The 23717-nt window shown below is 37.7% G+C and carries 7 protein-coding genes; 5 read left to right on the forward strand and 2 right to left on the reverse strand.

Annotated features, from left to right (window positions below):
* Window positions 1-48 precede the first annotated feature (48 nt).
* Window positions 49-2916 carry a T9SS type A sorting domain-containing protein gene (locus JST55_14255; GenBank protein MBS1494673.1) on the reverse strand — a complete coding sequence of 956 codons (2868 nt, stop codon included), beginning with the start codon at window positions 2914-2916 and terminating at the stop codon, window positions 49-51.
* A gap of 171 nt (window positions 2917-3087) precedes the next feature.
* Between JST55_14255 and JST55_14260 the strand changes: the two genes are divergently transcribed.
* Window positions 3088-4551, forward strand: coding sequence for a hypothetical protein (locus tag JST55_14260; protein ID MBS1494674.1), 1464 nt, complete (start codon window positions 3088-3090; stop codon window positions 4549-4551).
* 675 nt (window positions 4552-5226) lie between these two features.
* On the opposite strand, the gene JST55_14265 is transcribed toward JST55_14260, so the two are convergent.
* On the reverse strand, window positions 5227-7398 hold the full coding sequence (locus JST55_14265) for a T9SS type A sorting domain-containing protein (protein ID MBS1494675.1): 2172 nt from the start codon (window positions 7396-7398) through the stop codon (window positions 5227-5229).
* 401 nt (window positions 7399-7799) lie between these two features.
* Between JST55_14265 and JST55_14270 the strand changes: the two genes are divergently transcribed.
* From JST55_14270 to JST55_14285, 4 genes are all read left to right on the forward strand, one after another.
* A complete protein-coding gene (locus JST55_14270) occupies window positions 7800-9587 on the forward strand; it encodes a T9SS type A sorting domain-containing protein (GenBank protein MBS1494676.1) in 1788 nt (595 codons plus the stop codon).
* A 501-nt stretch (window positions 9588-10088) separates the two neighbouring features.
* Complete coding sequence (locus JST55_14275; GenBank protein ID MBS1494677.1) at window positions 10089-13874, forward strand: T9SS type A sorting domain-containing protein; 3786 nt, start codon at window positions 10089-10091, stop codon at window positions 13872-13874.
* Between the two features lie 823 nt (window positions 13875-14697).
* Complete coding sequence (locus JST55_14280) at window positions 14698-19884, forward strand: T9SS type A sorting domain-containing protein (protein ID MBS1494678.1); 5187 nt, start codon at window positions 14698-14700, stop codon at window positions 19882-19884.
* Between the two features lie 542 nt (window positions 19885-20426).
* Window positions 20427-23135: a T9SS type A sorting domain-containing protein gene (locus JST55_14285; GenBank protein MBS1494679.1), complete on the forward strand. Its 2709-nt coding sequence runs from the start codon at window positions 20427-20429 to the stop codon at window positions 23133-23135.
* The last annotated feature ends 582 nt before the right edge of the window (window positions 23136-23717 follow it).

The following is a 23717-nucleotide window of genomic DNA, read 5'->3' on the forward strand; positions in this document are numbered from 1 at the left end:
CTTCTATAAATAAGAAGCGGCATATCTACCTTACAAACTTTCAACTTTCTACTTCACTACCACCATCTTCTTCACATCACTGAACTTATCCGTGCTCAGCTTATAAAAATATGTTCCGCTTGGCAGACTCTTTGCATCGAACTGCACTGAATAATATCCCGCATCCTTAACTTCATTTACCAATGATGAAACTTCTCTTCCGCTGATATCAAATATTTTTATTGATACAAAGCTGTTATTTGCTAACTGATAATTGATAATTGTAGAAGGATTAAACGGGTTCGGGTAATTCTGAGCCAGAGCAAATTTGCTAGGCACCCCTATGATGATTTCGCTGTTTAACTCATGGTACTCATAATTACCGTTATAATCTATCTGCTTTAACCTGTAATGATATGAACCCGTTGTTAGTCCTCGTTCTGTGAAAGTATAATTCTGTGGTGTGTTTGTTGTTCCGTGTCCTTCTATATATCCTATCCTTTTCCATCCTGCGCCGAATGAATTTCTTTCAATTTCAAATCCCTTATTATTTTCTTCCTGCACAGTGCTCCAGTTAAGAGTTACATTTTGTTTATCTGTTAATGCAACGAATGAAGTCAGCTCAACCGGAAGCGGAATTACAGTAGAGTTTAAATATACTCTAACAAACGCAGTAATTATGGAGGCTGAAATTAAATCATTTGTTCCGTCTAAGTTAATATCTCCAAATCCTATTGCAGAATTGCTGCTGCTCGTAGAAATTGTTGATTTTGAAAAAATTGGTGTTGTTGTGCCGGTTGAAGTTGTGTTCATAAGGCAGGACAGGCTTAGAGAACCGTTGCCCCCGCCTAATAAAATATCCGGTTTTCCGTCTCCATTGATATCTGTAATTTTTATTCTGCCGTTATCTACAAAGAAATCTGTTTTTGCCGGAAATGAAGGAGTAGTTGAGCCAATAGTAGTATTATTTAAAAATACTGAGCATACTCCTGTTTGATATACCGTTATAATATCCGGCTTTCCGTCGCCGTTAATATCTCCGCTTGCTATATTTACCACTTTATTAGTAGTTGTAACTGTAGTTGCTGCGCTAAAGGTAGGAGTAGAAGCGCCGGGAGTTGTTGTGTTAAGAAAAATCTGCATCTCAAAAAAATTATTAATGCCTACTGCAATATCTACCTTGCCGTCTCCGTTAAAGTCAGCTACTGTTACATCATTCGGAAATGCATCGGTTGCGATATCTTTGCTTCCGAATGATGCAGTATTGCTGCCGGGAGTTGTAGTGTTCAGGCATACTGTTATATTGGATGAGCCATTGTTTGCCACTACTACATCCGGTTTACCGTCTCCGTTGAAATCTCCTGTTGTAAGAAAACGCGGGTTTGTGCCCACCGTAAAATTTGCTGCATTTCCGAATACTGCCGTTGTTGCTCCCGGAGCCATTGTATTCATAAAGACAGAAAAATTACCTGACGTATTATTGCTGCTTATAATATCACTTTGTCCGTCTAGATTAACATCGGCTAATACAATTCCGTATTGAGAAGTTAACCCAAGTTTCTCGTATGCAGCTGCAAATGTCGGCGTAGATGCACCTATCGGAGTAGTATTTAAAAATGTTGCAATGCCCCAGATTGGCATAGAAACAACTACATCCGGTTTTCCATCTAAATTTAAGTCTGCAATATCAATCTGATTAGCCGAACTCGTTAAATTAACTACAGTAGCGCCTCCAAAGGATGCGGTAGCGCCGAGAGTCATCGTGTTTATTATTACTTTTACATCTGTAGTAGAAATACCTACAAAATCTAACTTCCCGTCTCCGTTTAAATCCACACATTCCCCGTATCGGACGGAAGACGCGGTTAAAAATTTCTTTGTATGAAAAGTTACAGAAGATGAGCCCGGAGATGTTGTATCTAAATACACAAAGACACTTCCCCCTCCGACAATATCAGGCAAGCCGTCATTGTTTATATCGGCTGCTTTGCCCCAGTAAATTTGAGGACTTGCAGTAAAATCAGTCTTAGGAGAAAATACGGGAGTTGTTGCATTAACGGCAGTAGTATTCAGCAAAACTGAATACGTTCCGCTTGTGAAATTTGTAACCAATAAATCGGTAAGCCCGTCATGATTAAAATCACCTGTGCTTACATCAATCGGATTTGTACCTGTAGTGAAATCAACTTTGGCAGCAAAAGATATAGTAGAGCTGTTTATTGTTGTTTTATTTAATAAAACTGAAACTGTGCTGCTCAGCTGATTGGTGACAATTATATCAGGTAAACCGTCATTATTTATATCGGCTGTTGTTAATCCTGATGAAAGAGAACCGGTTGCAAAAGTTACCTGAGTGGCAAAACTTGGTGTTGATGAACCGATGGAAGTTGTATTTCTTAATACTGAAACCGTTGAGGCAGTAGAGTTTGCTACAACAATATCAAGCTTTCCATCGCAATTTATATCAGCATAGGTGAGATATGCCGGAAAACTTCCTGTTGTGAAAGTAGTGCCCGATGAAAATGTTGGAGTCGATGCCCCCGGAGTTGTTGTGTTAAAAAAAACTTTTACATAAGTGCTGGTTTGATGAGCAACTACAATATCAGGTTTTCCGTCACCGTTAAAATCTGCTGCAATTACCTGCTGCGGTACTGTTCCTGTATTGAAATTAGTTCCTGCTGTAAAAGAGGGAGTTGTTGAACCGGCTGTTGTTGTATTCAAACAGACGGTAATTGTATTATTTGTTGAACTTGTAAAAACTATGTCCTTTTTCCCGTCGCAGTTAAAATCAGCGCATGCAACGCCTAAGATACTTGGGACAGAAGCTATAATTGTTTCATCTGTAAATGAAACCTGCGCATTAACTTTGCCGAAAATTACTAAAGATAAAAAAACTAAAACTGCAAACAGCCTTGGGGTTTTAAATGTCCTTTTCATAGGGGTGAAAATTTTATTTAATAAATTTTATTTAATTAAATTTTATCAAAATTATATTTTTGCTATATTCGGTGCAAAAAGAAATTTTTTAAAATTCACGAGTAAAACCGGCATGATTTTTTTCATATCATTTTGTTTTTCAATAGTTTAACTATTCAATTATTCATCCTTATGCTCCCCCTGCAATCTGTAGAAATACTTAGAAAACTTGATAAAAAAGAGCTGAAACGTTTCGGCGATTTTCTTTCCTCCCCTTACTTTAATAATTCCGATTTAATTCTCAGGATTTTTGATGCTGTAAAAAAAGAGCATCCGGAGTTTGACGGAAAGTTTCTGCAAAGCGAAAAAATATTCAAAAAGCTTTATCCCGGTGAAGAGTTTAAAGAAACCAGAATTCAGAATCTGTACTCTGAGTTTGGCGGACTGCTTAAAAAATTTATGGGTTATGAAAGAATTGAATCAAAAAAATCAGAGCTTGATATTTTTATTGCTGAAGCCCTGACAAAGAGAGATTTGAATGATATTTCGAACAAAATCATTTTAAGAAGTTTAAGCAGTTATGAAGACGGCTCACTTTATATTCCAAATTCTTTTGTCCGCCTCCACCGGTTAAACCAAAATTATTTACATAATCTGGACTCACTAAGGCAGCAGGATACGGAAGAATATCTGAACATACAGATAAACGGACAAAAAAATCTTCTTATATTTTTTCTGACATCTTTTCTGGAAATGTGTTTAACAAATTCAATAAATAACAGACTCTTCGACTGGAAAAAAAATAAAATAGAATCATTTCTGGAAGCAATTAATTTTGAAAAAGTTTTAGAATATATCGGCGATAATTTCCCTGAATACAAAACCTTTATCAAAACAATTTACCTTATATATTATTACACCGAACATCCTATAACTCCGGAACAATATTATGAACTGAAAAGCGGTGTTCTGGAAATTATGGATAAAGTACACAGAAATGATAAATTGTTTTTTATTGTCAGAACAATTCAGATAATACTCGCTAAACTTGTTCAGATAGACAGAAGAACTTTCTACAGGGAAATATTTGAGCTGAGTAAAATATTCAGTGAGCAGCAGATTTTCCCCAATGAAGTTTTAAAAAATCTCGCAATCGGTCCCTTCCGCGATATGTTTACAGTTGCAATTATTTTAAATGAATATGACTGGGCTGAAAATTTTGTAAATGAATATTCGCAGTATCTGAATGAGGAAAAACGGGAGAACGAATTGAACTACTCTATGGGAGTTTTAAGTTTTAAAAGAAATGATTTTGAAGCCTCGCTGAGTTACTTCAATAAATTACAGCTTCACGATATTATAGAAAAAGTTAATGTGAGATTTTATTACATGATGAACTATATAGAGCTAAAAGCTTATGAAAGCGCTCTGGCTTCATTAAATACTATCAGACAATTTTATACAGATAGAGCGGAAGAGATTCCGGAAATGTTTGCAGTGCTCATTCCCAATGCGCTGAAATATTTTGGAATAGTCATTAAAGCAGAAGAGAAGGACGAGAAGATTGAAAGATATTTAATTGATGAAGCAAAAAAAAGCGGAAGATTTTATCATGTGAAATATGTTCTGGATAAAATGGAAAAACGGGCTGGGTAGGATTTCCTGTTAATTTTAAGTGGAAAACTTTTTTATAAAATCGTATCAACCACTTTCTGAATTAATTTCTCAATTAGTACTAATAAAATAAATTTGATTTTTTGGGTACACCCTTCTTTATAAATTATTTCAGGAAAAAATCCCTTTCGGTGAGTTAAGATTTAAGATATGCATATCGTAATTGAGATTTCGAAAATAAAAAAAACTCCGACTTTTTTTAAAAAATTCTATACAGAATTAGAATATTTTTACTTTATTCCTTTTATTCTAAAAGCAGCAGGTGTAACAACTTTTGATACCGCCCCCTCAGTCCCCCTCCTTATAAAGGAGGGGGAAGTCCGGGGTTAAAAAGTTTATTTGTTAGGTGTACAGTAATTAGTGTTACCCCCTCCTGCGAAGGAGGGGGAAGGGGGAGGTCTTTTAGAGTTATAATGTTTTTGCTTTATCCTCATATTCTAAAGCGGCAGGTGTAACAACTTTTGATACCGCCCCCTCAGTCCCCCTCCTTATAAAGGAGGGGGAAGTTCAGTTAAAAAGTTTTCAAGTAGGGGTTGGGGTGGTTATTTTTTTAAAAACAAACCCGACAAAAATCTGATTTTTTTTTATAAAAAAAGCCCGCATGCATAGGGCAATACGGGCCTCGAGTTTAGGGTTAAAACAAAGAAAGAACAAAATCTATTTTACCAAAATCATCTTCTTCGTATCTGAAAATGAATTCGTTTCAATCTTATAAAAATATGTACCGCTTGCAAGATTTGCTGCGTTAAATTCGGTTTCGTATTCACCTGCAGTCAGGTTTTCATTTACTATCTGCTGCACTTCTTTTCCGCTCAAATCAAATATTGTAATTTTTACAAACTCATTTTTCGGAAGAGCAAATTTTATTTTTGTAATCGGGTTAAAAGGATTCGGGTAATTCTGGCTAAGCTGATACTCACTGACTACTTCAGTCCCCTTCGTAATATTTACAGGCGGACTAATGCCTATGTAAAATAGTCCTCCCTGATAGCCGCACATGTATCCGCCGTTTACAGTTATCATTCTATATGCCCATAGATCGATTGTAGTTCCGTTCGGTCCTGTGACGTTGCTTTGTGAGAGAATCCAATTGAATGAAGGGTCCTGCAATCTGAATACTTTTCCCTTTGTTCCTACGGCAATACCTCTGCCAAACTGGTAGTCAAAGCTGTAAACGTTAACACCACTCAGCCCTGTTGTATCGTTAACTAACGCCCAAGTCGCACCGCCGTTTGTTGAACCGTAAATGCAACCGTTCTGGCTGCCGGCATAAAATCGTGTATGGCTTATGTATTTCATTTCCCAGACATATTGAGTTGATGGATGTGTAATGCCTGTGCTGTCCCATGTTGAGCGGTTTGTAGTCTTTGCAATTCTGCCAAGCTGTCCGCTGACGTATCCTGTATTGTTATCAATAAAAGTTATATCTTCAATATCGTTATTAGATGCTCCCCAGCTTAGCTGTGAAGTCCATGTTGTTCCGGCGTTTGTAGTATAATAGAGCTCGCCGTTGTCTCCGGCGCAGTAGCCTTCGTTAAGATTGAACCAGTACATTGTTCTGTTTGTAGCTCCTACTACCGGTGTGTTTCTATAGGTAAAGCTTATACCGCCGTTAGTTGTAATTCCGAAAGTACCGCCGCCGCCGCATATATAGAAGTTGTTCGCATCAAAGACCTTTACATCGTAAAGTTCAAATCCCTGAGCCGCTTTCATGAAAGTCCAGTTGCTGCCTGAGTTGGCTGATTTGATAATAGCTCCTCTCCAGCCGACTGCCACCATAAAAGTTGGTATTGAACCGTTGATATCTATAGAATGAAAACGATTGGATGACTCAACGTAGTCCCAAACTGTTCCGCCGTTAGAGCTTTTCATAATTGTTCCCTGCTGTCCGCTTGCAAATATTTCAGTTGAGCTTTTATAACATGCGCTGAAGAGAACCTGCGCACATAAAGTTGAGACTGCAAGCGAATCCCAGCTTGTACCGCCGTTAGATGTAATGTAGTTTACTCCGTTTGAGCCGACTATAAATCCTCTTAAGGAGTCAAGGAAATCTACTGAGTATAATGGCGATGGACCGTTATCTAAGGCAAGGGTGAATGTTAATCCCTGATTGGTTGACTTATAAACAACCTGTGAATTTCCTACTGCCCAAACTGTACTGCTTCCGGCTTTTTTTAATCCGTTAAATGCCTGAGTACCGAAGCGAAGCGAATCCCATGTAGTTCCCCCGTTTGTTGAACGGATAATTACACCGCTGTTACCGGCGCAGACCAATGTCTGATTATTAAATACTTCTATCATTGAGCGTGAGCTTGTGCAATTGGTATTAAGCATTGTCCAGTTCACTCCGCCGTTGACGGATTTGAATACAGTGTTTGTTGCCATGCCGGTTACACTTGCTCCGCATGCGTAGGCTGTATCAGTACCTGAAAAAGTTATATCGGAAATATCGCCTGTATAGGGAGAGATATCAATTGTAGACCAGTTAGTTCCGCCGTTAGTAGTGCGGAGAATAAGTCCTGCATTACCTACTACAACACCTGTGTTGGCATTAATAAATTCAAGAGCAGTTAAGCCGCGGGTTAGTCCGGGAGGAGTAACAGTCTGCCAGGAGTTTCCTGCATCTGTGGTCTTTGCTATAAAGATATTTGTATTAAAGCTGATGTCATCGCCGCAGCAAAATCCTGTTGTTGAGTTGACAAATTTCATTTCACGGATTGCGCCGCCGAGCTTCCCTATTTTCAGGGTGGTGACGAAGGTAGAATCCGCAAATGAATCTGCAGAGCAGAAAAGCAGTGTTAGTAGAAAGAGGTAAACTAATCTTTTCATAGCATTTACTTTGTTTGTTTGGTGAATACTTTTATGTTAAAAAAGTTATACTTATAAGCTTTTTTATTCAATGTAATAGGACTGTACTATTTTGATTTGTTTTCACTATTGTGTTTAGCTGTTTTACAAAAAATTGATATGAATAATTTAAAAACAGATTGTAATCGTGAAAAAAAGCGCTACAAAAATTATTAATAATGATAATCATTTTAAAGTTCATAAATTTAATTAATTCAGATTTTCCTTATAAAAATAATTTTATGCCGGATTTAATCAAACTATACTAAACGTTTATTATCCATTATTATTTACCTATCTTATTGATAAATTCAATCCTATTTTGCACTACCACAAGAGAGAATGAAGTAATTATTAAGTCATTTAATAACGGAGAAAACTTTATGAAATTTTTTCTTTTACTACTTTCATATTTTGTATTAACGCTTGGTTTACAGGCAAAGAGCAATTACACTCCTGAACAAATCAGAATGTTGGCGAGCATTTCTGTAAAAATTAATTCTGACGGAGAGGTTGATAAAAGCGTTTTTAAAACAGGTATAGTTCCTGACTCAAGAATAATACAAAATTACAATGAATCCCCTTCAACCATAGTTTTCATGAAGGAAATGAGTTCATTGCGCAATTATTACGACCTTGAAAGCAACGGCACACCTTTGCAAATCTGGCAGGACCCTGCTAACCAGGATAATATACATGCCGTATATACTTATTCATCACAGGAAACCGGATGGAGTGACAGAACCATTCAGTATTTTTTCAGTTCCGATAGAGGACTAACCTGGAGCTTAATCTGCAACGTTCCTGCATCGGGAAGAGCAGGCTTTGGCACAATAACAGGAACAAGTAACGGCTGCGCATTAATCGGAGCGCATACTGCAATCGGCGCAAACACTAATGTAAGAGCAGTTTTTTTTGCTGATGCATTTCCCGGTTTAGGTTCATTCACTGCTTTGGACCCCGGAGCTTCTACAAACAATAGAACTATCTGGCCAAGAGTAGCAGCTACTCAAAATGTATCACTAACTAATAAGTTTGTATTCTGTACATCAACAAGCGGAGCTGACTCAGCTTTTATTGGAATTGGTCTTTCATTGACATCTTCTAATTTTCTCAGTTACAGAGCATTCAATGCATCCCCTGCCGAGTGCTATACTATAGCCCGCGGAGCTGACGGCAGAATAGGCATTGCTTACATTGTTGACGGAACAAATGACCCTGCAAACTACGGCGATATTTATTTTATGGAATCAACCGATGCAGGTTCAAATTTTTCAGCGCCTACAAAAATTTTCGATGCAAACTTCAGCACAGATTCACTCGCAGGTTTACGCGGAATTTCCATGGCTTACAAATCAAATACACCTTGCGTCGTTTTTGAAACAATTAAACAAACAACTGCAGGAAATTTCTTCCCGGGAGCGCCTAGTAAAATAAGGTTCTGGACTTCAGGAGCACCTGTAAGTGTAGTAATTGCTGACTCCAATAATATTCCATATGCACCTGCCGGAGGAACAAACGATGTACTTGCTCCGATTTGCAGACCAAGCATAGGTGTAACAGGCAACGTTCTATTTGTAACGACCATGGCAGCAAACTCAGCAACCGGAAGTACGGATACTACAAACTACGATGATATTTACCTGATACGTTCCAATAACTCAGGCGCAACCTGGTCAGCACCTGAAAGAATTACACCAAGCTCACCTAGAAATGACTGGAGGTATGCAAGCATTTCACCATCCAATGATATAGTTGGTAATGTATATTTTGCCAATGTAGTAGTTCAGAAGGATACAGTTCCCGGCAGCAACGTAAACCTTGCAAATCCTTTAACCAATGCAAAGCCTTACTTTTTAAGATTATCATACATAACCGGAATAGTAAACATTTCAAACGGAATTCCCGGAGAATATAAACTATACAATAATTATCCAAATCCGTTTAACCCGTCAACTAAGATAAGATTTGATTTAGCAAAGAACTCAACTGTAAAAATAAACATATTCGATGTCAACGGAAGGCTTGTAAGCGACCTTGTAAATTCTGTTCTCGCAGCGGGAACCTACGAAACAGATTTCAACGCATCGGCACTTTCCAGCGGAGTGTATTATTACAGAATTGAAACAAATTCATTCAGCGATACAAAGAAAATGATTTTGGTTAAATAAGATACACCATTACAAAATCCCGGATTGGAGAGCATGGTCAGTCCGGGATTTTTTTTTTACCGATTTTTCCCGCAATAAACCTCTCCGCATATTTTTTTTTAATTTCCCAAAAATTTCCGATTTTTGTTAGGATTTTGTTAGGATTTTTTTTTAATTGTATATATAAAGTAATATACGGCGAAAATTTTTCCATAAACAGAAATCCTGTTGTTCGCTTTTAAGCAAACTTAATTCGGGCAGCGGGATTTTTTAAAACCGACAAATCATTTTTTTCAAATGATTCAGATATATCAAACCTCCAATTCCTGATATTTATATCTAAATCATACAAATTAATGTTAACTTTTTAGTTTCATTAAACTATATCTTTCATCCATTTCCGTAAACAAACATTTTAAAAATTTTAATTAATTTCTAACTACTCCTTACATACAAATACATATTATTAAAGACTAAATTTTTTTTTAAAGAAATATTTTATTTAACCTCTAAAGAAAAGAAATGAAAAAAATCTTAGTACTTTTAGCTCTGGTATTGTTTATGACCACTAACGGTTATTCACAATATCTTACACAAGATTTCGAAGGCGCATGGTCAGGCTCACCTGAAGCACCTTCGGGCTGGACACAATCCAGACAAGTTTTAATCGGGAATGGTATTCCTGACGGTATTGGAACAACTTCCGGTGATAAAGACTGGCAAAAGAATACCAATACAGGAACTGCAACCTGGTCATTGACTCCGGGAACTCCGGGAACAATGCCAAACTCCGCTATCTCAGGTACAGGCGTTGCCTGGCTTCAGACAAGAGACTTTGGCGGCTCGGGACAAAACTGGGGCTCAAGAAGACTTGAATCCCCTTCCATAAATCTATCATCTTCAACTTCTCCGTATTTAAGATTCTGGATGTTTAACTCAGACGGAAGTACATCTTTGCATATAAGAGTAGTAGGTTCTTCAGATGGCGGTACAACATGGCTTAACATTCAGCAGATTACACCGAACTTCACTGCAACGACTGTAACATCTGCTACTCCGTGGTCAAGAATTACCGTTGCCATACCTGCTGCTTTCAGAACGGCAAATATGAAAATCGGTATTGAAGTTGGTTCACCATGGGGAACAAATAACATGTTCGTGGACGATGTTTCAGTTGAAGAATATACACCTACAACCATTACATCTACAGGTGCAGGCGGTTTATGGGGAGATGTTGCAACATGGGTAGGCGGCGTAGTGCCTTCTTCTGATAACAACGTTGTTATCGCTTCCGGCGCAACTGTAAACCTTAATGTAAATATAGCAAGATGCCAAAACTTACAGGTTGACGGTATTTTACAATATAACTCAACAACCACTACAATATTATTACAAACCTTTGGTGACTTTACAGTATCGGCGACAGGAACTTATAATTCATTTAGCGGAGCAACAGGTAAAAGAACATACATAGGCGGTAATATAAATAACGCAGGTACAATTAACTTTGGTATCTCTGCAACTTCTACTTCGGAAGCCGCTATGATTTGGCTCGGCTACGGACCTTACACATTTACAAATACAGGAACAATAAGCTTTAGTAAAATAAATACAATCTGGTGCGCAGTTACACAGGGAGTTACTTTCAACTCCCCTGTTGTAAACACATTCAGATTTGTATTAGCATTAGGTACAGTAAATCCAAACGGAAATCTTACACTTGGAAGCTCTGCATCTAACACAACGATGACAATCGAGAGATTAAAAGGTTCATTTACATCAGCTCCTACATTTGGCGCAGGTGTAACAAGAAGTGTTTCATATCTTGACGGAACAGGTGTTACTAGTACTCTGGCAGTACAGCCTTACACACCAAGCAAAGAAACAATTTCACCCGGTGAAGAAGTTGAACTTATTACCGGAGTTAGAACGGTTGCCGGTACCATGATTGTTGCTACACATGGAAGGCTGCAGCTTGCTTACCCGCTTACAGTAGGTACTGCAACAACAGGTGCTTTGACATTAACAAGAGGTATTATAATGACTGATGCTGTTAACATATTAAGGACATCGGCATTTTTTGCACCGGGTGCAGGAACAGCACCAAGTACTGCAACTCCATCTGTAACACATGGATGTTATGTTTCAGGTCCTATGAGAGTGGATTTCCCTACAACAACTGCATCAAGAAATTTTGCATTGGGTTCAGGAACGAGTTATAATGATTCTATTCCAACATCAAACGTTCTGAAAACAGTTGTAATGGCTACAACAACTGCATGGAGCGCTAGCACATCTATTACAGGATCAATAGAAGCAAAACCAACAGGTTCTGTAGTTGGTCCTTTACAGGGATTAATGGGTACAAGAAGTTACAGAATGAATTTGAACGGCGGTTCAGATATTCCGACAAACTCAACTATAGCTTTAATAGGAAACAATTATAACTATGGTACAGGCGCAGGAAGCGACAGCTTACTTGGTAATCTTCAAAATTTATTTGTTGCTCAGTCAACAACAGGAACAGGAAGCTGGACTGTAAGATCAATAACAAGCGGCACCGGTTCATTCACTGCAAATACAAATTACACAAGAACTACAGCAACAGGCGCTCCGGGACCAATATCTCCTCTTGCAACAAACGGTGAATACTTCTGTTTTGCAACAGATGCTTCATCTGCACCTAATGTAGGTCCCCAATCAATATCTCCATCAGGAAGTTCGTTTTATCCAAACGGAACAACTAATATTCCTATGACGGGAGTAATCATTAATTCAGGGTTATCTGCAACAACAAATCCTGTAACAGTTGTAAGACAAATTATCGGAACAGCTTACATAAGTACAACAACTGTACCTGCAGGATTGGGAGTAAGTGCAACAGCAAATACAACTTTTGCTGATTTTACAGGTTTCACAACCGGAGTAACTTATCAGATCAAAGACTCAGTTTACATGGTTGGTGACGGAAGCCCTTCAAACGATACTTTATCAGCATTCTTCACACCGAATATTGCAAAGAAAATGCTTATCATCTGGAACGACCAGCCAAGCAGAGACTCGCTTATTATCCATTTGAACAATTCAGTTTATGCATCTCAGTATGATGTTGCTCCAACTTCAGGCGCATTGCCAAATGCAGCGCTCTCAAACTGGAAAACAATCTTTGCTCTATATGCAAGTGCTGCTAATATCAGCGCTATTACAAATTCAAGAGATTCTCTGAAAGTATGGCTTGACGGTTCTACAGGACCAAGCGATAAGAGAAGTCTTTTAATCTTTGGAAATGACTTAGGATATCAGTTAGACCCGAGAAGAAATACATCTGCTACAGCAGCAGATACAATTTTCTACAGACAATACATGCACGCTCAATACTGGGCAGATGACTGGATTGATGCATTCACAGCAGCAGATAGTACAGTTAAAGGAACTGCTTCACCATTTCTTTCAATCACAGGTCAGAGAATAAATGACCCGTATCCGGATTGCGTAGCACCTGCTACGTGGAATAACGGTACAGGTACAACCACAGGTATTTTGATTCCGACTACAGAGTCCGGTGACGGCGACTCTTGCGCTGCAGTCAGCTATGTCGGACCTACTTACAATATGTTCTACGGTACAAACGTTTATAAGAGTTATGTGCCTACAGTTACAGGCTTAGCTTCTCCGCAAGGCGCAATGATAAATCAGATTATTCAGTTCGTACAGCAGAATGAAGGTGTCGCTCCTGTTGAGCTTGCATCATTCACTTCATCTATCGATAAGAGAAATGTAACTTTAAGATGGAGTACAAATAACGAAGAGAACAACTCAGGATTTAACATTGAAAGAAGAATTGCAGGAACAAACGAATGGACTAAAGTCGGCAACGTAACCGGCGCAGGAAATTCAAACACTATTAAGAACTACAGCTTTGAAGAAAGAAACCTTGCTACTGCAAGATATAACTACAGACTAAAACAAATGGACTTCAACGGTAACTTCAAATATTATGACTTAGCAAACGAAGTTATTATCGGAGTGCCAAGCAAATTCGATATTTCACAAAACTATCCGAATCCTTTCAACCCGTCAACAAAGATTAATTTTGACTTGCCATTCGACAGCAAAGTACAAATTAAAGTCTTTGATATGACAGGAAGAGAAATGTATCAGATAGTTAACGAAACAAGAACTGCAGGTTATTACACAGTACAGTTCAATGCTTCAGCTTTAGCAAGCGGTATTTATTTCTACCAGATCAATGCAGCCGGTGGAAATCAATCGTTTGTAAAAACTATGAAGATGGTTCTTGTAAAATAGTTATAACTATTTAGTTGTCAGTTGCCGGTAAAATGGCAATTCATAATTCTAAATTCTGAATTCATAATTAAAAACTCCTGTTGGTGAAAACTAGCAGGAGTTTTTTTTTCGCTAATTGATAATTGATAATTGATAATTGCAGGATTTACAGATAATTTTTATTATAATATTTGTTATGTTTTTAGCTGATTTCTGAACGATTTTGCCTGTAAATAAAAGTTATCAATTTTTGTTAGGATTTTGTTAGGATTTTTTTTTAATTTGTTGTATCTATAGAAAAAGTAAAAAGTTAATTTAATCTCTAAGAAAAAAAAATAATCCCGTACAGCATTTTTGAAAAACCCCAAATTCTTTCAAAAATTTTACCGGATTATTTTTCATAAACAAAAAAAGTAAATTTCATTTTCCGGAAATTCTAACTTGAGCCGGCGCTCAGTAAGATTTTAATGCGAATAATACTGTAAAGTATTATAGCTATGAAGAGCTGATTTTTTTCTCCTCTAAGAAAAAAAAATAATCTTGATAAATCTTTTTTATAAGTACACCAAAATTCTTATAAAAAATTTACTGTCTATTTTTTTTTACATAATCAAAATTTAAAATAACAAACAGGACTAAATATCTCATAATTCTTTCTGTAACGGCAAGTTAATGCGATATTTTTACTGTCAACAATACTGAAAAGCACTGATTTGTTTTTTTTCCTCTAAGAATAAAAAATAATCTTGATGAATCTTTTCTGAAAGAACCCCAAAATTCTATCAGAAAATTTACTGTATAATTTTTTTCTTAAACAATCATTTAAAAAACAAAAAAAAATCTTATGGCTAAACCCTTTAAGAAATTGGTTTTTCTCGCAGTGCTTTTAGCGTTGTTCTGCACGAAAAACTCCTTTGCCCAGGTAGATGTATCTACCGGCGGCGGACCAACAACGTACACGACATTAAAAGCAGCTTTTGATGCAATTAATGCCGGTACGCACACAGGTGCAATTACAATTAGTATCACTGCTAACACAACAGAAGCAGGTCCTTGCGTTTTAAACTCAAGCGGCGCAGGTTCTGCCTCTTATACATCTGTAAATATTCGTCCCACCACAGATGGCGTTACAATTTCGGGTCCTACAACTACAGGTCGCGGATTGATTGAATTAAAGGGTGCAGATAATGTTACCATTGACGGAGATAATCCGAATACAGGCGGCACAAACCGCAACCTTACAATTACAAACACTGCTGCTGCAACAATTACATATACATCGGTCATCCGAATCTGTAATGCTGCAACAGTAGTAACAAGTTCAGATAACAATATATTCAGGAATTTAATCCTTAACGGAAGTGCAGCAGACAGAAACGCTGCTGCAAATACAAGCGTTACAGGCAGCGAAAATACCACATTCGGTATTTACGTCGGCGGTAACGGCGGGGCTTCAGCTACAGACGCTCCGACAGCTATCACAAGCGTTACAACAAATACAGCTCCTACAGGAACAACTGTAAATGCTTTACTTGTAGATAACAACACAGTGATGGCATGCGCAAGAGGTATCGTATTCAACGGTGCCGCAGTTGGTGTTTCTACAGGTGTTACAATTTCTAATAACATTATTGGAGACCAGAGCGCGCAGTCTTTTGCTTATCCTCAGACAACACCAACAAACACAGTTTATACAAAAGGTATTTATGCTTCAGGTACAACTGTACTTACAATTACCGGAAACTCAATTAAAAATATCTTTTCATACGTAGCTGTTGGTACTACAAACGCAGCAGGTATAGATGTTGTAACTGCAATCGGTACAGGTCCCAATACAATTTCAAACAATACTATAGCAGGTGTTGTTGTTAATAATGCAGCGACAACTTCTCCTGCAAGAGGTATCTCTCTTGCAAGTTCTGCCGGTGTTTATACAGTAGCCGGAAATACAATTTCTAATGTTCAGAATAACTGCGGAAGCACAACTCAGACAAATCAGCCGACAGGTCTTTATATTTCAACCGCAGCAGCATCAGCAACTGTTGAAAGAAATATTGTTTCACAGGTTTACGATAGAAATGCAGGAACATTCGGTGTTGCAGGTGTATTCCTTGCAGCAGGAAACAATATTACTTTCAGAAACAACATGATTTATGATATCAACCAGGATATCACAGGCGGTGCAGCTTTCTCAACCCAATACGGTATTATTGGTTTAAGAATTTTAGGTACAGGCCACAAGATTTATTATAACTCAATTCATCTTTCAGGCGCAATGCTCGGTACTTCTACAACGACCATTATGACTGTATGCGCTACTATTAATACAACTTCCGTCACAGGCGTTGATATGAGAAACAATATTTTCTCAAACGTAATGACAGGCGGTACAACTTCAATTGCTCACGTTTCATTATTTCTTCCATCGGCAGCAACGAGCACATTGAACTTAACTTTAAATAACAATGCTTACTTTTCAGGCTCAGATGCTTCAAGACAAGGTATCTTACAGGTCGGAACTACAGCAGGTTCAGGTTTCTATTTAGCTTCTAACTTTATTGCCAGTTCAACAACACCTTCAACAAACTCAAGAAGCTACACAAGCACTTTATCTGCCGCAGGAACAAACGATAATGCATCAATTGCTTCAACCTCTGCAGCACCATTTACTTCAGCAACAGATTTGCACATCCCTGCTTTAACAGCCACACAGCTTGAATCAGGTGGTGTAATAGTTGCAGGTACAACAACAGATTATGATAATCAGAACAGATATCCGAATGCAGGATATCCTGATAATCCTTTAACTCCTGCTACTGCTCCTGATATCGGCGCAGATGAATTTGCAGGTACAATAGTAGATCTGACAGCACCTTCTATAGTTTATACAGCATTAGGCAATACTGCAAGCACAGCAGACAGAACTCTTACTGCTGCAATATCCGATGCTTCAGGTGTAGCAGGCGGAGCAAACGGTCCGAGATTATATTACAAAAAATCATCGGAAATAACATATCATTTTGATGACGCTCCAATTGTTGCAGGTAGCAACTATACATTTACAATAAACGCAGCTGCAATGGGCGGCTTAGCTGCTAACGATGTAGTTCAATATTATGTTGCTGCTCAGGATGTAAACGCAAACGTAGCTACAAGCCCTGCCGGCGGTTCAGGAATAAATCCTCCCGGAACAGTAGCCCCGCTTGCTCCAAACTCTTATATAATTGCAGCAGCACCTATGAGCGGAACTTACACAGTAGGTCTTGCTTTATTTAACAGAGTTACAGGTAAAAATATTTATTCAGTAGAAAAAGTAAGAACAGTTACAAGAGAAGTTTCAGTAACTGAAGATGCAGCAGTTGTAAATAAATCTGATAAAGAAGCATTTACAGCATCATTAAACGCTCCGAATGTAAAAACACAGACAGTTACCGTTGATGAAAAATATTCAGTGTTAATGGAAAACGGAACAGAATACAGAGGTTCATTATATCATGAATTATCTCAGTCTGACAGAAGCTCAAACGGAATTACTTCAGATATGGCAGGTGTTTATGCAACTATCACAGCAGCAGTTGCAGATGTAAACTTAAGAGGAGTATCAGGCAATACAGAGCTATCTTTAACAGATGCTTCATATCCGTCTGAAACATTCCCTATTACTTTCAACATTGGAAGTGATGCACAGCCAAGCGCTTCTGCAACAATTACAATGAAACCTGCGCTTGGTGTATCACCAACCATTTCAGGTACATTAGCATCGAATGCTTTAATTAAAATATTCAGCAGCTATACAATTATAGATGGTTCAAACACTGTAGGCGGCTCAACAAAAGATATGACAATTACAAACATATCTGCTACATCACCGAGCGTACTTCAGATAGGTTCAAACGGAACAACTTACAATACAGCTTCAACTGTAAAAAATTGTATTCTGATTAACGGTGTAAATACTGCTTCATGTTTAGTTGTCGGCGATGCAGGTACACTTGGAAATCCGGGTTATTTTGCAAACACAACAATCCAGAATAACTCAATACAAAAATCTTATATCGGAATGTACATCAATGCAAATGCATCAAGTACATCATATGCAAATGTTAACGGTAATGACCTTACAACGTCGGGTGCAAACGCTATAAGATTTACAGGTATCTACATGCAGGCTGTAAACGGCTCAGTAATTTCTCAGAACAGCATTGCTAACTTTGAAACTACTTCTTCGGAAGACGATAACGGAGTCTGGCTTGCAACAGGCACAATAAACACAACTGTTGAAAGAAATTCAATTTATACGTTAAAATATACAGGTACAAATGGATACGGGGCTCACGGTGTTCAAGTCAGCTCAGGAACAACTTCATGTAATATTACAGTAAGAAACAACCAGATAGCCGATTTATCCGGTGACGGCTGGGTAAATACCACACTTGGTGATAATACACATGGTATTTATGTTTTCGGAACAACAACAGGCGTAAAGCTTTATAATAACTCAATTAACTTCAACGGTAACACTCTTAACCAGACAGGTGCAATGTCATACGGTATTACACTTGGTACAGGTTCTACCGCTGATATAAGAAACAACGTTATCTCTAATAACTTAGGACTCCTTGGAGCAACCGGTTTAGGTTCTACATGTATATTCTTACAAACAGATGCTACTCAGTTAGAAGCTTCTGATAATAATGTATACTATTGCAGCCCGACAGGTTCAGGTGTTAAAGATATTGCAAAAGTAGGAACAACAGATTACTCTACACTTTCTGCTTATGCTACAGTAACAGGAAAAGATAAAGGCTCATTCAACGGCAATCCGTCATTTGTAAATTCCACAAGCGGCAGCATTGATATTACAAATGCAAACAGCTGGGTAGTAAACGGAAACGGTTATCCCGGGTTAGTAACTAATGATATCAACGGTACAGCAAGGTCAACATCTTTATCAACAGGTCCTTGCGATGTTGGTGCTTACGAAATTACTCCTTCAGTACCGGCTCCTTCGGCAACACAAACAGGTACAATCGGAGCAGGACAGACAACATCATGGTCAATATTCGGAAAGACTTTTGCATCCATTACATGGGGTGCAGCAGGTACTTATCCGGGTTCAATGACAGCAGCATTTAATTCAGGCGCAACACCTCCAAATCCTCCTGTAGCTGCAAAATACGGTTACGGTTACTGGACATTAACACCTGATGTACAGCCTTCAGGCGGCGCAACTTATGATATCACAGTATTCTTCAGTGATGCTCAGACAGGAACAATAACTGCTCCTGCCACAAACTTAATACTTGCTAAATATGATGGAGCAACATGGACAGATTATCAGCCCGGCGTTGGCGCAGGTCAGTCAAATCTGAACTATGCAGCAAAATCAGTAACAGTAGCAGGCTTAACATCATTCTCAAGCTTCGCATTAACAGATAAAGATGCACCGTTACCTGTTGAGCTTTCATCTTTCACATCAGCAATAGATAAGAGAAAAGTAACTCTTAACTGGTCAACAGTTTCAGAGGAAAACAACTCAGGATTTGATATTGAAAGAAAGTTAAGCGGTACAGAAAATACATGGAGTAAAGTCGGTAACGTAGCAGGCGCAGGTAACTCAACAACTGCAAAAAGCTACAGCTTCTCCGAAAACAATCTGAACACAGGAAAATATAACTACAGACTGAAACAAATGGATTACAACGGTAACTTCAAATATTATGACTTATCAAATGAAGTTATAATCGGAGTTCCAAGCAAATTCGATATTTCACAAAACTATCCGAATCCTTTCAACCCGTCAACAAAGATTAATTTTGACTTGCCGTTCGACAGCAAAGTTCAGATTAAAATTTATGACATGACAGGTAAAGAAATGGCGCAGATAGTTAATGAATCAAGAACTGCAGGTTATTACACTGTTCAGTTCAATGCTTCAATGCTTTCAAGCGGAATTTATTTCTACCAGATAAATGCAGCAGGCGGAAATCAATCGTTTGTAAAAACTATGAAGATGGTTCTTGTAAAATAGTTATCAGTAATTAGTTGTCAGTTGCCGGTAAAATGGCAATTCATAATTCTAAATTCTGAATTCATAATTAAAAAACTCCTGTTGGTGAAAACTAACAGGAGTTTTTTTTTGTATTCCTGTTAATTGTTAATTACTAATAATTTCTGATTTGCGGAGCAGGCAGAAAGCCTGATGCAACATATTAATAGTAATAGGCTGAAAAAAATATAGCGCAGTAAATGATTTTTAACATGAAGAAATAACAATAATTTATCTCAAAACTTACGAGGGGGCGTAAGTTTTGCCCTTAGTTTTTGCAGTAGTTTATGACATAAAAAAGTTCTGCTCTTAATGTAAATTAAATTACAGCAATTGGAATTTTTTTACTAAGGCTTTTGTATTTTAGATATAGGTATAAACACTTATATTGTCGTTAATTTTTTAAAAAAACTAATGTGAATTTATTTTAATTCGGACTACATTGCCTGATACTGCTTAACCCCCATAAAGCATTGTATTTAGAAATGAAATGGATTCCAATAAACTTTTATTGGGAGATATTTATGAAAAAGTTATACCCCCTTTTTCTTCTGATGTTCTTTATAACAAGCAATTCTTATTCTCAGTGGAACTACGGTTCTCCGTTCTCCACCGCTGCTGAGCAGTCAACATGGCAGCATGTGGTAAATCCATTGCCTATAGCCGGAAATTTTGTTTTAGATAGTATAACCGGCGCTTACCCGACAAATGCCTGGTTCAATCAGTTCTATCTTTATGGTAATGCCTGGCCTAATATTTCAGGACCTTTAGGACAAAACAGTATTTACACATACCCCTACCAAATTCGTTTTGGTACACAGTTAGATAGCAATCGATATCCCAATAAATATGCGTATCTTGGTATTAACTACAGACCATTTGGTACACAACAACTTGGCACACCGCAATTTCCAAAATATGCTTATGATGACGGACTTTATTTCGCAATGGGTACATCTGTTAATCCGGCAAATTATAAGCCTGCCATATTGAATAACTATACTGAAATTTCTGCAACGATAAAATTTACAAACACAACAAATACCAACCAGTATTATTACGCGCCTCTTGTGAGAGGTATGCCTTACATGACAATGATTTATAACAATGTAACTCCGGCTATTTATTTCCCGTCTCCTATTGTTCACTGGGTAAACGATACAGAGTTATTAACACCGGGACAGCAGTTTACCGGTACTGTATTTAAAATAAAAACTCTTGAGGGTGATCCGAATCTTTTCAGATCGCAGACATGGATGATTTACAGCTCTACCCCTATTACGCTTACTTATAATCAGCAGCCATATAACGGAGCAACTCAGGACGGACTTATTGCAACTGCGCCTATTACCGGCTGGATAAGAATGGCTCATGTTACTTACACAGGTGACCCTAAAGCATCAGACTCTACTGCCCGTATAAATCTCTTAAATGCTTATTCAAAGTTTATTCCTGTCAAGGGTGATGTGCAGGTAAATGTTGCAAACAGCAGCAGCACAACTGCAACTATGAATTTTAATTTTACAAGATACAACGAAGCTTCATTCGGCTCTAATGATTCATTATTAATGATGGCTCTTCCGCATCACGTTGATATGCTTCCTGCAGGTTCAACTACACAATTAATGAACTATCAGGTCATAAAAGGAATACTGAGCGAGGTAAAGAAAAAGACATGGGTTATGACGGAAAATCTTCCGCAATACACCTGGAATCCTGACAGAGGAACTCTTACCAACGTTCCGCTTAACTGGTGCGATTCAATTCAAAGATATGCTATAGGCGATTCAGTTTATTTTATGGCTCAATATCAATGGTCAGATGTTTACGCCGCAGGAAAAACTCTTGCAAAGCAGGGACGCGTAATAACAATCTGTGATGAATTGTATGACCGTGATAATACACGCTACGCTTCAATGCAGACACTTGCAGCAAATTACAGAACCAAGCTTGCATCAAATTTATCAAGATGGCTAAACGGAAACAGCTCTGCAAATAATCCCCCTGCAAATGTCCGCGACTCCATTATGTACGATACTAAATTTAAAGGTTTGATTTCCAGCCAGTCATATAATGTACCCGGCAATGACTTCGGAAGCGCGTTGTACAACGACCACCATTTCCATTACGGATATTATTTATATGCTGCGGCAGTAATCGCCAGAAAAAATCCGGGCTTCCTTACTGCAAACGGAAATTATTATCTTAACAGAGTAACTGAGCTTGCAAGAGATATTGCAAACCCAAGTAAGACTGACCAGTATTTTGCTCTGCAAAGATATAAAGACTGGTTCGACGGAAACTCATGGGCAAATGGTATGGTGCCATATGGCGGCGGAAAAAATCAGGAAAGCTCATCCGAAGCTGCTAATGCCTGGTACGGATTGTATTTATTGGGTGTTGCTTCAGGAAATGATAATATGAAATATCAGGGAGCAGTAATGCTTCAACAGGAAATAAGAGCAGCGCAAAAATATTATCATATAAAAAATACAAATCCCACTTTTCCGACTTTTTATACAAGTCAGTTTAAAACTGTAACGAATTTGTATCAGGGAATAATAGATGCCAGTACATTTTTTGGTGATCCTGTTCAAAAAAATTACTACTCTGAGGGAATTCAGATAGTCCCTGTTACGCCAGTTACGGAAAAACTTTGGGGCGATATTGCATTTGACCAGACGATGTATGATTTTTCGCCCAACGGATGGAAATTTACGCAGTGCTTTACTCCGGGCAATACAGACCCCGATGCAACCAAATGGGGAACAATAGGAGTAGGTGTACAGGCAATGGCATATCCCGATGTTGCTCTTTCTTTCTGGAATAACTATGGATTCACAAACAGCAATTTCGATAACGGTCAAAGCCAGACAAATACTCTTCACTGGATTGTAACAAGAAAGTATAATACGCTTGGTATAAACGTGCATAATATTTCTGCTGATATTCCTAAATCATTTAATTTAAAACAGAACTATCCTAATCCGTTTAATCCTGCTACAAAAATTGTTTATGACCTTCCATTCAACAGTAAGGTTACACTCAAAATTTTTGATGCATTAGGCAGAGAGGTTTCTGTTTTAGCAAGTAATGAAGTACAAAATGCAGGAAGCTACGCAGCTGACTTCAATGCAGCAAATCTTCCTAGCGGGATTTACTTCTATACTCTTAATGCCGAAAGCGGAAAACAAAATTATTTTAAAACGATGAAGATGGTACTTGTAAAGTAGTTTCAAGATACGAGTTTCAAGTTATTCAGACTCCTGTTGGTGAAAAACCGGCAGGAGTTTTTTTTGTCTTAAATGAAGGAAATTGACTTTGGAAATTGGGTACGTTCTATCTTATAAGCAAGTGTTTAATACAATTTTTGCCGATTATCACTTAAGAATAATAGCCAATTTATAAATATTTTGCACCTTTTAACTAAATAATTCAATTTTTCCATCCGATTTTAGCCAATAAATTTCTTTGCCAATGCTCATTTTAGTTATTAATTTAGTCTAAGAAAAAGGAAATACCGCTGTTTATGGTTCGCTTAGGGGGAGCGAGTTTTTTAGTTGCACCGGCGGTATTAAATTTTCCACATAACAGAATCTCACCATTTTCTTTGTGGAAAGATTAAAAAACTAAAATAAATAAGATGCGAAAGTTAATTGTCTGGATTTTAATGTCCTTCATCTCCTTGATTTATTTTGCATTCAATGTTGTACTTTGGATTAAAGAGTTTAGTTTTAAGTCCCGTTTTAAAAAAATTGGTAATTCAATTAAGAATTTTTTTGAAACACTCACTCCCTACTTTTAAAGTAATATTT

The organism is Bacteroidota bacterium, from assembly GCA_018266835.1.
Lineage (GTDB): Bacteria > Bacteroidota > Ignavibacteria > Tepidaquicellales > Tepidaquicellaceae > JAFDZO01.